Raw genomic sequence first — 12445 nt, forward strand, 5'->3', positions numbered from 1 at the left:
GGCTCCACTGGTCGGGTCCCGAGGGCGAGGGCGGCGTCATGGGCGGCGTCCAGCAGGACATGGGCCGCGCGGCCGACCCCGGCGCCCACGGTGGTGGTGGACGCGCAGTTCGCTGTGTCCCCCGAGCGCGGGTTGCTGCAGCGCTCCCGCGGCCGAGGCCGGTGAACCGCACGACACCGAGGTCAGGGGCGGTGCCGGCCGTACGGCGGGGCGCGGGTGGGCGACCCGGGCCGCGGAGCCGTCGCTCCGGCACGCCGACGGGTCACGACGACAAGCGCGGCGTCGAGGGCGGCGTCGGGGCGGCGTCCATCAGAGCGTGTGGGCCGCGCGGCGGACCCCCGGCACCCACCGGGTGGCGGACGCGCTGCCCGCCGGGTGCCCGCGAGCTCGGGTCGCGGCAACGCTCCCGCGCCGGGGCGGGCGCCGGCAGCGATCCCGCGGCCAAGGCGCGTACCGGCAGCGGCTTCGCAGCCGAGGCGGCACCGCGAGCGGTCCCGCGGCGCGGGCCGGGTTGCGCTCCGGTGGCTGTGGCCGCTGCCCTGAGGGGCCGGGGAGCGGCCGGGCCGGGAGTCGTCGCCCCACGCGTGTCCACGCGGGGGCGCACAGGCGCGCCGCGCACAGGACCGCCCCCGGACGGGGCCAGGCCGTGCGGCGGCGGGTCCGACAGGGGATGCGCCCCGCGCGGTCACCCCGTGCCGGTCAGCGGCACGCACCACTCCAGGCGGGTGCCGCCCCGCTCGGGCGTGCTGAACTCCAGGGTCCCGCCCAGTTGCTCCGCGCGCTCGGTCATGTTGCGCACGCCGCTGCGGCGGCCGCCGGAGGGCATGCCGACGCCGTCGTCCGTGACGGTGAGCCGCACGACCCGGCTGTCGGTCTCCAGGCCGACGTCGACCCGGCTCGCCCCGGCGTGCCGGGCGACGTTCGTGAGGGCCTCGGAGAGGACGGCCTCGACCTGGTCGGCGATGCGCGGGGGCACGTGGGTGTCGACCAGGCCCTGCATCCGCACGCCGGGCGCGAAGCCGAGGACGGAGGCGGACTCGCCGGCGAGGCGGACCACCCGCGCCCGCAGCCCGGAGCTCTCCCCGTCGCCGTGGGAGCGCAGGCCGAAGATGGTGGAGCGGATGATCTTGATGGTCTCGTCCAGGTCGTCGACCGCGCGGATCACCCGGTCCGAGGCCCGCGGATGGTCGATGAACCGCCCCGCGCTCTGCAGCGTCATCCCGGTGGCGAAGAGCCGCTGGATCGCCAGGTCGTGCAGGTCGCGGGCGATGCGGTCGCGGTCCTGGAGGACGGCCATCCGCTCCGCGTCGTGCCGCCGGTCGGCCAGTTCCATCGCGATGGCGGCCTGCGCGGCGAAGGTCTGGAGCGGTTCGGTCTCCTTCTCCGTGTACCGGGGCTCCCCCGCCTCGCGCACCAGCATCACCACGCCTCTGACGCCCGTGTCACCGGTGCCGATGGGAAGGGCGACCGCGGGGCCCAGCCCGGTGACGCGGGAGGCGGAGGTGGCCAGCCGGTCGTCGTGCGCGATGTCGTCGCTGGTGACCGGGGCGGCCGAGGAGAACGCGGTGCCTATCAGGCCGCTGCCGGGCGCCATCTCCGCGCCGTGGAACGCCTCGGTCCCGGCGCCGGTGGCCAGCTCGACCCGCAGGGTCCGGTCCCCGTCGACCGGGACGGCGACCACGGCGCGCGCGGCGCCGGTGATCTCCCGGGCCCGGTCGGCGACCAGCTGGAGCACCTCGGTGCGGCCGACGCCGGACATCAGGCTGTGGGTGACCTCCGCGTTGGCCCGCAGCCAGCGCTCACGCAGCCGCGACTCCTCGTACAGGCGGGCGTTGTCGATGGCGACGCCGGCCGCGACGGCCAGCGTGGACAGCACCGATTCGTCGTCCTCGTCGAACTGCGCCCCGCCCCGCTTCTCCGTCAGGTACAGGTTGCCGAAGACCTGGTCGCGCACCCGGATCGGGACGCCCAGGAAGCTGTTCATCGGCGGATGGTTCGGCGGCAGTCCGTAGGAGGCGGCGTGCTGGGACAGCTTGCCCAGCCGCAGCGGCTCGGGGTGGCGGATCAGCTCGCCGAGGATGCCGTGCCCCTCCGGGAGCGGCCCGATGGCGGCGGTCTCCTCCTCGCCGACCCCCACCGTGTGGAAGGCCGACAGGCGCCGTCCGTCCGGTCCGATCACGCCGAGCGCCGCGTACCGCGCGTCGACCAGTACGGCCGCGGCCTCCACGATGCCGCGGAGCGCCTGCTGCAGGTCGAGCTCCCTGCCCACCGCGAGGACGGCCTCCAGGAGGCTGTGCACCCGGTCCCGGGTGCCCCGGGCCAGGTCGAGCCGGGCCTGCACCTCCAGCAGCAGCTCGTCGAGCTGCAGCTGAGGCAGCCGCACGCGCGGCGGCTCGGGAACTTCGTCGGTGCTGCCCACGTCGGCCTTTCAGTACTTCTCGCGGGCCGGACGCCCATGGGCCTGGCCGGCGATGACCGCCGCCTGGACCCGGCGTTCCACGCCGAGCTTGGCCAGCAGCCGCGAGATGTGGTTCTTGACGGTCTTCTCCGCGAGGTGGAGCCGCTGACCGATCTGCCGGTTGGTGAGGCCCTCCCCCACCAGTGCGAGGATTTCACGCTCCCGGCCGGTGAGGCCCCGCAGCGGTTCCGGCTCGGGCGCGGCCCCCGCACGCAGCCGGGCCATCAGCCTCGCCGTGGCGCCGGCGTCCAGCAGCGACCTGCCCCGGGCGACCGTGCGGACGGCGGTGATCAGGTCGGAGCCCTGGATCTGCTTCAGTACATATCCTGCGGCCCCTGCCATGATCGAGTCCAGCAGGGCATCCTCGTCGTCGAACGAGGTGAGCATCAGGCACGCCAGGCCGGGCATGGCCGACCGCAGCTCGCGGCAGACGGAGACCCCGTCGCCGTCCGGCAGCCGCACGTCGAGCACGGCCACCTGCGGGCGCAGTGCCGGCACCCGCGCCAGCGCCTGGGCGGCGGTGCCGGCCTCTCCGACCACGGTGATGTCCGGCTCGTCGTCGAGCAGATCGCGCACCCCGCGCCGCACCACCTCGTGGTCGTCGAGCAGGAAGACCCGCACCGGGCCCTCCTCGCCGGTCCGCCCGGTGTCCGTCATCTCTCTCCTTCTCACCTTCCCGCAGGTCCGCCGTGCCGTGGAGCGGCCGGTCGTCGGCAGGGCCCACCGCCGAGCATCTCCGGGGCCCGCGAGGGCGGGAAAGGGCCGGACGGCCCTGCCGTCCCGCCGGTAGGCCCCGCGTCCGGCGAGGGAGCCAGGGGCCGGCCGGGCGGGCAGCGGGGCATCCGCGGACGGGCGGTACGGATCAGGCGCCGAGCTCCGCACCGTGCAGGGCCCGGTCGGCCTCGTGCAGGGCCGGGCCCGCCTCGTGGGGGGCGGGGCTCGCCTCGTGCAGGGCCGGGTCCACCTCATGCAGAACCGGACCCGCGTCGCGCGGGGCCGGATCCGCCTCGTGCGGGGCGCGGGTGCCGACGACCTCGCGGCCGGTGACCAGCTCGGGCAGGATCCGGATGAAGACCTCCTGCCGGGGCGGCACGGCCACCCAGGAGCGCGGGCCGCGCTCCGCCAGCCGCCGGTGCTCCGCGGGGTCGGTCACCACCTCGGCGGCGCCGGTGAGCAGGACGCTCCAGCCGGAGCGGGCGGCCCGGTCGACCTCGTCGGCCTCGAAGGCGACCACGGTGCCGTCCACGGCCCGTGCCAGTTCGGAGGCGGCCGAGGTCCGCAGCAGCACCGCGCCGTCGTCGTCGAGGCAGAAGTTCACCGGGAGCACGGCAGGCAGCGCCTGCCGGGTGTGGACGATCCGCCCGATGGCGGCGGTCCCCAGCAGTCGCAGGCTCTCGCTCCGGTCGAGTTCGCGGAATCCGTCGTTGCGGTACATGGCCGTTTCCGTCTTTCGCCCGGTGCCGACAGGGGATGTACGTCGATTCTCGTGAGGCCCGCGGCGTCACGCGAGGGACCTCCGGGTGCGCGGACCCGGCCGCCCGGCCCGGCCGGTGAGGGCCGTTCGGCCCGCGGGGCTCCGCTCGCGGAGTCACTCGTGGGCCACGACGGCTACCGGCGTGGTCGCGTGGTGCAGCATCGCGTGGGTGACGGGCCCGATGTGGACGCCGAGCGCGCCTCGCCGGATCCGCCGGCCGACGACGACCAGCGAGGCCTCGGCGGCGGCGTCCAGCAGGTGGTCGGCGGCGCCGCCGGTGCGCGAGACCTCGACCACGTCCACCGCGGGGAACTTCTCCCGCCACGGCGCGAGCGTGTCGGTCAGCAGGGCGGCCATCTCCCGCGTGTACTGCTCGTACAGGTCCACCGCGGCGGTCACCGCGTGGACGGTGTACGGCGGCAGCGCCCAGCTCTGCACGACGTGCAGCGGGGCGCCGCGCCGGGCCGCCTCCTCGAAGGCGAAGGCGGTGACGGCCTCGCCGGGCTTCTCGGTGTCGATGCCCAGGACGACGGGCCGGGAGACCGGGCGCCCGCCGGAGGGGGGTGCCGGCAGGTACTCGTCCGCGCCGGTCTGCCCCGCGCGCACCAGGACCACGGGGGTGCGGCTGGAGGCGACCACGGCCTGCCCGACCGAGCCGACCAGGAATCCGCCGACGCGTCCCAGGCCGCGCGATCCGAGCACCAGGAGCTCGGCCTCCACGGCGGCCTCGGCCAGCGCCTCGGCCGGACGTCCGGCGACGAGCAGCTCGGAGACCTCCAGGCCAGGGTTGCGACCGGTGATCTCCTCGGCGACCGCGCGCAGCACCCGGCCGCTCCAGTGCTCCAGGGTCGCGTGGTCGGACCCGGTGGCCGCGGCCAGACGGTCGGGCAGCGGCTCCCACGCCTTCACGAGTGTCAGCGACAGCCCGCGCAGTTCCGCCTCACGGGCGGCCCAGCCGGCGGCGGAGCGGCTCGCCGGGGAGCCGTCGATCGCGGCGACGATGGTGCGGGTCATGGTGGTGCCTCCTGTGAGGTGGGGGTGGTCCGCCGTCGGTGTCGCGGGAGCCGGGCCAATGGGCGCGGCTGCGCGGGGAGGGCCGGCCGGACCCGTCGGCGGAGGGACCGGCCGGTGTCGCGAGCGCCGGGTCAGCGCAGCCAGCGGTGGTCACGCACCAGCGGCAGGCGGGCCCACGACGCTCCGGCGCCCAGGACGCGGCCCGCCGACGCGGCGGCCAGGACCACCAGGACGAGCGCGTGGATCAGGTGGTGGTCGACAAGGGGATTGGTCGACATGCTGGGCGTGCCGTCCGCGAGCTGCCGGGCGGGCGGCCATTCCGCGGCCCACATCAGCGCCATCATCACGGCGCCGGCGACGGCCGCGGGCCGCAGCGCGACGCCGGCGGTGACCGCGAGCCCGATGCCCAGCAGGCCGAGCATGAAGAGCCAGTCGGCCCAGGTCGCCCCGGCCCAGCCGCGGAAGGTCTCCTGCAGCGGGCCGACGGACACGTGCCCCAGGAAGCCCGCCGTGGGCGAGCCGCCGTCGATCCAGCCCTTGCCGGCGCCGGTGGCGTACCCGAGGCCGAAGGTCTTGTCGAGGAACGCCCAGAGGAACACGAAGCCGGTCGCCAGCCGCAGTGCGGCCAGCGCGAACGCCGACGTGGGGGCGGTGGCGGCGGCCGACGCCGGGTCGGGAGCGGTGGCCGGCACCGCTGCCGGTACGCCGGGGCGGGAGGTGGAGCCGTCGGATCGGAGCTGCTCGTGCACGGCCATGGGAGGAGTCCCTTCGCGTGAGGTCCGGTCGGCGGCCGACGGGTCCTGGCGGTGTCCGACGGGGTCCGTCGGTTGCTGACAGGTCCAATCTCCTGGCTGCCGCCCGCCGCGCCTGCGTGCCGGTGGGGCCCCTCCCGCAGGGCCGAAGGTCCCGACCTGCCGGGACCGTCGGCGACACGGACCGGCTCCCCTTGCCCGCCGGCCGAGGACGAGGTGAGAGTGTGCGGGTCGGCAACAACCCCCCGGAAAGGGAGCAGATGGCAGATACACAGCGCCGTGGCCGGAAGATCATGATGACCGCCGAGGAGCTGGACGCGTTCCTCACCGCGGAACGCACCTGCCGCGTCGCCACGGTCTCACCGGACGGAGCGCCGCACGTCAGCGCGCTGTGGTTCGTCTGGGACGGCTCCTCGCTCTGGCTGTACTCCCTGACGCGCAGCCGCCGTTGGGCCGACCTGCGCAAGGACCCCCGGGTCGCGGTGGTGGTCGACTCCGGTGAGGAGTACGGCGAGTTGCGCGGCGCGGAGCTCTCCGGCACGGCCGAGTTCGTCGGCGAGATTCCGCGCGTCGGCGAGCCGTTCCCCGAACTCGAGTCTGTGGAGGCCCTGTTCGCCCGCAAGTACTTCGGTCTGGAGGCGCTGCCGCACGATCACCGCCACGCGTGGATCCGCCTCACCCCTGAGGCCGTCGCCTCCTGGGACTTCCGCAAGCTCCCCCGGGGCTGAACTCCCCTGCGGGGCGGGGAGTTTGTCGGCCCTCCTACACAGGCACGCCTCCCCCGCCCCGCGCGCCCTGCGCGCGGAGCGCGCCGACGACCGCGCCGATGGCCGGCCGCCGGTCCGCGTCGCCCCGCCAGACCGCGTAGACGTGACGGGAGACCCGTGGCCGCAGCGGCACGGTCACCACGCCCGAGGGCACCGGCTCGCGCCCCAGCGCCGGAGCCACGCAGACGCCCAGACCGGCTGCCACCAGGGCGAGTTGGGTGTGCGTCTCGGGCGCCCGGTGGGCGATGTCCGGCTCCACCCCGCGGGCCCGCAGGGTGGCCAGCAGCCACTCGTGGCAGAACTCCCCCGCGCCCCAGGTGATCCACTCCTCGCCGGCGAGTTCCGCGAGGTCGATCTCCGCCGCCCCCGCCAGCCGGTGCCCGGCGGGGAGCGCCGCCTCGGCGGGGTCGTCGAGCAGCGAGGCCGTCCGCAGCCCTTCCGGGACGGCCAGCGGCCGGTCGTGCCAGTCGAGCACCACCGCGAGGTCGTGGTCTCCGCGGGCCACACCCACCACCGCCGCCCCGGGGTCGACCTCCCAGGACCGCACTCGCAGCCCGGGGTGCCGGGCCCGCAGCGCCGCCAGCGCGCCCGGCAGCAGGCCCCGGGCGGCGGTCGGGAACGCGGCCACCCGCAGCTCGCCCGCCACGGCCCCGCGCCGCGCCTCGAGTTCGGCGCGCGCCCGTTCGGCCTGGGCGAGGATCCGCGCCGCGTGCCCGGCCAGCAGCAGCCCCGCGTCGGTGAGCCGCACCCCGCGGCCGTGCCGGGCCAGCAGCCTCTCCCCGGCCTCCCGCTCCAGCTTGGCCAGTTGCTGGGAGACCGCCGAGGTCGTCACGTGCAGCGCCTCGGCCGCCCCGCCCACGGAGCCGTGCCGCGCGAGCGCGTCCAGCACCCGCAGGCGTTCGAGGTTCATCATGGCGGCGATGCTACGAGGCCACCAGGGCCCGCCCGGTGTCCCCGGTCGGAGCAGGGCCGCCGGGGGCACCAGGGCGGGGAAGACGCCCGGGGCCCGGACGGCATCCGGGGCGGGGACGACGTCAGACGTATCCCCGCGTCGTGTCGCCGTTCAGGACGCGGGCCACCGTGCGGGCCAGTTCCGGCATGTCGGCCTCCTCGAGCGTGGAGACGGTCACCCGGATCGCCGGCCCGGCGACCGCCCGGAAGCGGGCCCCCGGCGCCACCGCCCACCCGGCCTGCAGCAGTCCCGCCACCGCGCCCGTCTCGTCGGAGACCGGGATCCACACGTTCATCCCGCTGCGCCCGTGGGCCTGGACGCCGCACCGGGCGAGCTCCCGGACCAGCGCCCGGCGCCGCCGCCCGTAGGACTCCGCGACGGCCGCCCGGTCGACCGCGCCGCCGGTCCACAGTTCCACCACCGCCCGCTGCGTCAGCCGGCTCACCCACCCGGGGCCCAGCCGCTGGCGTCCACGCACCCGGTCGACGGTGACCGCGTCGCCGGTGAGCACCGCGAGCCGCAGGTCCGGCCCGTACGTCTTGGCCGCCGAGCGGACGAACGCCCAGGACCGGGTCACCCCGGCCAGCGGGTGCAGCGGCAGGTCGACCATGCCGTGCCCGTGGTCGTCCTCGATCAGCAGCGTCTGCGGGTGCCGCCCGAGCGCCTCCCTCAGCTCCCCGGCGCGTGCCGCGCTCACCGCCGCCCCGGTGGGGTTCTGCGCCCGGGCGGTCACGACCAGTGCCCGGGCGCCGTCCTCCAGCGCGCGCCGCACGTCCTGCGGCAGCGGCCCCTCGTCGTCCACGCCGACGGACACCACCCGCAGGCCGAGGGCCGGGACCAGGTCGAACACGCTGCCCCAGCCCGGGTCCTCGACGGCGACCGCGTCGCCGGGCCTGAGATGGGCGGTCAGCACCCGCTCCATCGCGTCGAGCGCGCCGGAGGTCACGGTGACCGGACCGTCCGGCACCCCGTCCGCGTCGAGGTCCGCGCGGGCGAGGCGCACCAGCTCGGGGTCGAGCGGGTCGTCCCCGTAGAGCACGGGCGCCCGGTCCGCCAGCGCCGCGGCCGCCGCGAAGGCGGGCGCCAGCGGCGGCAGCAGGGCGGGGTCCGGGTTGCCCCGGGAGACGTCGCGCGCCCCCTCCGGCACCCGCACGTCGATGGCGTCGCGACCGGTGGTGGCGGGCCTGGGCAGCACCCGGCTGCCCTTGCGGCCCGCCGTCTCGATCACCCCGCGCTCGCGCAGGATCCGGTAGGCGGCGGCCACGGTGTTCGGATTGACCCCGAGCTCCTCGGCCAACTCCCGCATGGGCGGGAGCTGTTGGCCGGGCTGGAGCACCCCGGCGCTCACCGCCTGTTCGACGTCGGCGGCAATCTCCGTAGCGCGACGACCTGCGATCCTATATTCTCCTAGCACAAAGAACATTATGCACTAGTACAATGGAGAACGCCATGCAGGGGGAGCAGTACACGCCCACCGAGCGCACCGTCCCGACCCGGGCGCCGCAGCGCGCCTCGTACGACAAGGACGTGGTGCACGCGATCCTCGACGAGGGCTGGGTCTGCCACCTGGGCTTCGTTCGCGGGGACGCGCCGGTGGTACTGCCGACCATCTACGCGCGGGTCGGCGAGCGGCTCTACCTGCACGGCTCCACCGGTTCGCGCCCGATGCGGGGTGCCGGGGAGACGCACGGCGATGAGCCGGGGATGCCGGTCTGCGTGACGGTCACCCATGTCGACGGCGTGGTCCTGGCCCGTTCCGCCTTCCATCACTCGGTCAACTACCGCTCGGTGGTGGTGCACGGCACGGCCCACCAGGTCACCGACCCCGAGGAGCGGCGCGCGGCGCTCGACGCCCTCGTCGACCACGTGGTCCCGGGGCGCTCGGCGCAGAGCCGTCCGGCGAACAAGAAGGAGCTGGCCGCCACGGCGGTCGTGCGGGTGGACCTGACCGAGGTCTCCGCCAAGATCCGCACCGGCGGCGTCAACGACGAACCCGAGGACCTGGGCCTCCCCCACTGGGCGGGCGTCCTCCCCCTCCGCAAGGGCTACGAGGCCCCGCTCCCCGACGAGGCCTTGGCCCCCGGCGCGGAACTGCCGCCCCACATCGCGGCCGTGCTGGCCTGACACCTCGAGGGCCGTGGAGGACCCCCGTTCCTCCACGGCCCGGACCGCAGTCACCGCGGCCGGGCAGCGGGGCCACCCGGAGTCACCGAGGCCGGGGGACCTCAGGACCGCCCGGGGTCCCCGACCTGCGTCTCGGGTGCGGTCGCGGCGGCGACCGTCCCGCTCCCGCCGGCCACCGGTTCCGCCGCCGGCGTGGCCGGGGCGGACGACTGCGCGATCAGCGCGCCGACCAGCACCAGTACGCCGCCCGTGATCTGCACCGCCCCCAGGTGCTCGCCGAGCAGCAGCCAGGCCGCCGCGGAGGCCACCACGGCCTCGAGGCAGGCGACCACGCCCGCGACCGCCGGCGACAGCCGCCGCACCGAGAGCACACCGGTGAGGTAGGCCAGCACCGTGGAGACGAGGACGATCCACGCCACCAGCACCCAGGCCCGCACCTCGCTGCCGTTCATGTCGACGGTCCCGGTCAGCACCTGCCAGTCCATGGCCCACGGCCGTGCCGGCAGGGTGATCGCCAGACAGCCCACCAGCAGCCCGAAGGCGATCATGCCGAGCGGGTCGGGCGCCTCGCGCTCCCCGTCGGATCCGTGGTCGGCGAGGACGAAGTAGGCGACCTGGCAGCAGGCCGCCCCGAACGCGAGGAGCAGTCCGAGGGGGTCGAAGCCGAGCCCGGACCAGATCTCCACCACGCAGGCGAGTCCCGCCACCGCCAGCGCCACGCCCAGCGCGGCCGCACGGGCGACCTGACGGCGCTGCACGAACCGCACCCAGCCGAGCACCAGCGCGGGCGCCAGGTACTCCACCAGCATGGCCACGCCGACCGGGACCCGTGAGATCGCCGCGAAGTACGCGGCCTGGACGCCCGCCACCGCGAACATGCCGAAGCCGAGCAGCATCAGCGGCCGTCGCCGCAGCAGCTCCCGGTGCCGCCAGGCCACCGGCAGCAGCACCAGCGCCGCCCCGGTGATCCGCAGCCAGACCACCTCCAGCGGGTCGAGACCCGCCTCGATCAGCGGTTTCGCCGCCACACCCGATCCACCGAAGGTCACCGCGGACAGGACGGCGAGAGTGAGTCCCGCGCCCTTCCCGGACCGCACCACACCGATTCCTGAGTCACGCACCGACACATGATGACAGCAGGTGACAGCACCGTCATCCTCGATGGCTGCTGTCTCACGCCTCGGGCGGGCGCCGGCCCCCGTTCCCCGCGTCCACCGGCCCTCCGCCACCGGGTCCACCCGCCCGCGATTGGCCTTGTCGCGCCCCGCCGGGGCCCGGTTAACGTCCTGGCATGCGCATCCGACTCGTCGACGCCTTCACCGACCGCCCGTTCGCAGGGAACCCCGCCGGGGTCCTCCTGCTCGACGCCTTCCCCGACGACGCCTGGCTGCAGAACGTCGCGCTGGAGATGAACCAGGCGGAGACCGCCTTCGCCCACCCGCTGCCCGACGGCGGCGAGGCGGACTGGGCCCTGCGCTGGTTCACCCCGGCCACCGAGGTGAGGATGTGCGGGCACGCCACCCTCGCCACCGCGCACGTCCTGCACACCACCGGCGCCCACCCGGGGCCGGTCCGGTTCGCCACGCTCAGCGGCGTCCTGACCGCGGCGCCCGCGGAGGACGGCTGGATCACCCTCGACTTCCCGACCGCCCCGCTGACCCCGGCGAAGGCTCCGGCCGAGCTGGCCGAGGCCCTCGGCGCCGAGCCGCTGACGGTCCTGGACACCGGCCCTGACGTGGGCGACCTGCTGGTCGAGGTCGCCGACGAACGCACCCTGCTCGCGCTGGCCCCCGACTTCAGGACGCTGGCCCGCTGTTCGGAGCGCGGCGTGATCGCGACGACCCGCCCCGCGGACCCGGCGGCCGGCCACGACTTCGTCTCCCGCTGCTTCTTCCCCAGGGTCGGCATCGACGAGGACCCGGTGACCGGCAGCGCCCACACCGCCCTTGCCCCCTTCTGGGCACAGCGCCTGGGCCGCCCGGACCTCACCGGCCTGCAGGCGTCGGCCCGGTCCGGCCTGGTCCGCACGGGGGTCCGCGGCGACCGGACCCTGCTGACCGGTCGGGCCGTCACCGTCGTCGACGGCGAACTGCTCGCACCCGCCCCCTGACCGGACGGGTCAGGCGGTGGGCAGCCAGTCCACCCGCCCGGCGAGCAGCGCGTACCCGACGAACGCGCCGACGTCGAGCAGCGTGTGGGCCGCCACCAGCGGCCCCACCCTGCCCCACCGCCGGTACAGCAGCACGAACACGACGCCCATGACCATGTTGCCGACGAAGCCGCCGATGCCCTGGTACAGGTGGTAACTCCCGCGCAGCACCGAACTGGCGGCCAGCGCGGCGCCCGGGCTCCAGCCGAGGCCGCGCAGCCGGTGCAGCAGGTAGCCCAGCACGATGACCTCCTCCACCACCGCGTTCTGCGCGGCGGAGAGGATCAGCACGGGGAACTTCCACCAGACGTCCGGCAGCGCCTCGGGCACCACGGTGAGGTTGAAACCGAGGCCGCGCGCGGCCAGGTAGAAGGCGATGCCGGTGCTGCCGATCACCGCGGCGACGGCGGCGCCGCGCCCGAGGTCCTGCCACGGCCGGGTGCGGTCCAGGCCAAGGGTCCGCAGGCTCCCGCCCTCACGGGTGAGGAAGTGGGCGACCAGCAACACGGGAACGAGCGCGGAGGCGATGCCGAACAGCTGCCAGGCGAGGTCCAGCCAGGGGCGACCGGGCGCGGCGGACGCGTTGAGCGTGGCCGCCTGGTCCTTGAGGCCACCGGGCCGGGTCAGCGACCCGACGAAGCTGATGACCGCCGCCACGGCGCTGGCTCCGAGGGAGACGGCGAGTACCAGCAACGTCTCGTCCCGCAGCGTCCGCCGCGGCAGTGCCTCGACCCCGATCCCGGGCCCCGTCCCCG

At 75.7% G+C, this 12445-nt stretch carries 11 protein-coding genes and 1 pseudogene; 3 read left to right on the plus strand and 9 right to left on the minus strand.

What is annotated here, in order from left to right:
- Positions 1 to 685 precede the first annotated feature (685 nt).
- The 5 genes and pseudogenes from ACOV8S_RS28115 to ACOV8S_RS28135 all read right to left on the minus strand — a co-directional run bounded on the left by ACOV8S_RS28115 (position 686) and on the right by ACOV8S_RS28135 (position 5701).
- Positions 686 to 2419 carry a sensor histidine kinase gene (locus ACOV8S_RS28115; protein WP_448321285.1) on the minus strand — a complete coding sequence of 578 codons (1734 nt, stop codon included), beginning with the start codon at positions 2417 to 2419 and terminating at the stop codon, positions 686 to 688.
- A gap of 9 nt (positions 2420 to 2428) precedes the next feature.
- Positions 2429 to 3115, minus strand: a complete 687-nt coding sequence (locus tag ACOV8S_RS28120; RefSeq protein ID WP_448321287.1) for a response regulator — start codon at positions 3113 to 3115, stop codon at positions 2429 to 2431.
- A gap of 358 nt (positions 3116 to 3473) precedes the next feature.
- Positions 3474 to 3893: pseudogene (locus ACOV8S_RS28125) on the minus strand (pyridoxamine 5'-phosphate oxidase family protein); the annotation flags it as partial.
- 153 nt (positions 3894 to 4046) lie between these two features.
- A complete protein-coding gene (locus tag ACOV8S_RS28130) occupies positions 4047 to 4946 on the minus strand; it encodes a universal stress protein (protein ID WP_448321289.1) in 900 nt (299 codons plus the stop codon).
- A 131-nt stretch (positions 4947 to 5077) separates the two neighbouring features.
- On the minus strand, positions 5078 to 5701 hold the full coding sequence (locus ACOV8S_RS28135; RefSeq protein WP_448321291.1) for a hypothetical protein: 624 nt from the start codon (positions 5699 to 5701) through the stop codon (positions 5078 to 5080).
- 257 nt (positions 5702 to 5958) lie between these two features.
- On the opposite strand from ACOV8S_RS28135, the gene ACOV8S_RS28140 reads away from it, so the two are divergent.
- Positions 5959 to 6426, plus strand: a complete 468-nt coding sequence (locus ACOV8S_RS28140) for a pyridoxamine 5'-phosphate oxidase family protein (protein ID WP_448321292.1) — start codon at positions 5959 to 5961, stop codon at positions 6424 to 6426.
- Positions 6427 to 6460: 34 nt separating this feature from the next.
- Here ACOV8S_RS28140 and ACOV8S_RS28145 read toward each other — a convergent pair whose 3' ends face one another.
- Positions 6461 to 7378 (minus strand): LysR family transcriptional regulator, encoded by a 918-nt coding sequence (locus ACOV8S_RS28145; protein WP_448321294.1) that lies wholly within the window; start codon positions 7376 to 7378, stop codon positions 6461 to 6463.
- Between the two features lie 121 nt (positions 7379 to 7499).
- On the minus strand, positions 7500 to 8831 hold the full coding sequence (locus ACOV8S_RS28150) for an aminotransferase class I/II-fold pyridoxal phosphate-dependent enzyme (RefSeq protein WP_448321296.1): 1332 nt from the start codon (positions 8829 to 8831) through the stop codon (positions 7500 to 7502).
- Between the two features lie 23 nt (positions 8832 to 8854).
- Here ACOV8S_RS28150 and ACOV8S_RS28155 point away from each other — a divergent pair, with 23 nt between their 5' ends.
- Positions 8855 to 9541, plus strand: coding sequence for a pyridoxamine 5'-phosphate oxidase family protein (locus tag ACOV8S_RS28155; RefSeq protein ID WP_448321297.1), 687 nt, complete (start codon positions 8855 to 8857; stop codon positions 9539 to 9541).
- Positions 9542 to 9642: 101 nt separating this feature from the next.
- On the opposite strand, the gene ACOV8S_RS28160 is transcribed toward ACOV8S_RS28155, so the two are convergent.
- Entirely contained in the window at positions 9643 to 10668 is a 1026-nt protein-coding gene (locus tag ACOV8S_RS28160; RefSeq protein ID WP_448321298.1) for an EamA family transporter, read from the minus strand.
- Between the two features lie 164 nt (positions 10669 to 10832).
- Here ACOV8S_RS28160 and ACOV8S_RS28165 point away from each other — a divergent pair, with 164 nt between their 5' ends.
- Positions 10833 to 11651: a PhzF family phenazine biosynthesis protein gene (locus ACOV8S_RS28165; RefSeq protein WP_448321300.1), complete on the plus strand. Its 819-nt coding sequence runs from the start codon at positions 10833 to 10835 to the stop codon at positions 11649 to 11651.
- A 9-nt stretch (positions 11652 to 11660) separates the two neighbouring features.
- Here ACOV8S_RS28165 and ACOV8S_RS28170 read toward each other — a convergent pair whose 3' ends face one another.
- Positions 11661 to 12428, minus strand: coding sequence for a CPBP family intramembrane glutamic endopeptidase (locus ACOV8S_RS28170; RefSeq protein WP_448321340.1), 768 nt, complete (start codon positions 12426 to 12428; stop codon positions 11661 to 11663).
- Between the last annotated feature and the right edge of the window lie 17 nt (positions 12429 to 12445).

The sequence above is a fragment of the Streptomyces sp. CO7 genome, from assembly GCF_053474865.1.

Bases quoted from the DNA above. Each gene is read 5' to 3' on its own strand.
- ACOV8S_RS28130 (WP_448321289.1), bottom strand. From the start codon at position 4,946: ATGACCCGCACCATCGTCGCCGCGATCGACGGCTCCCCGGCGAGCCGC.
- ACOV8S_RS28120 (WP_448321287.1), bottom strand. From the start codon at position 3,115: ATGACGGACACCGGGCGGACCGGCGAGGAGGGCCCGGTGCGGGTCTTC.
- ACOV8S_RS28155 (WP_448321297.1), top strand. From the start codon at position 8,855: ATGGAGAACGCCATGCAGGGGGAGCAGTACACGCCCACCGAGCGCACC.
- ACOV8S_RS28145 (WP_448321294.1), bottom strand. From the start codon at position 7,378: ATGATGAACCTCGAACGCCTGCGGGTGCTGGACGCGCTCGCGCGGCAC.
- ACOV8S_RS28135 (WP_448321291.1), bottom strand. From the start codon at position 5,701: ATGGCCGTGCACGAGCAGCTCCGATCCGACGGCTCCACCTCCCGCCCC.
- ACOV8S_RS28165 (WP_448321300.1), top strand. From the start codon at position 10,833: ATGCGCATCCGACTCGTCGACGCCTTCACCGACCGCCCGTTCGCAGGG.
- ACOV8S_RS28140 (WP_448321292.1), top strand. From the start codon at position 5,959: ATGGCAGATACACAGCGCCGTGGCCGGAAGATCATGATGACCGCCGAG.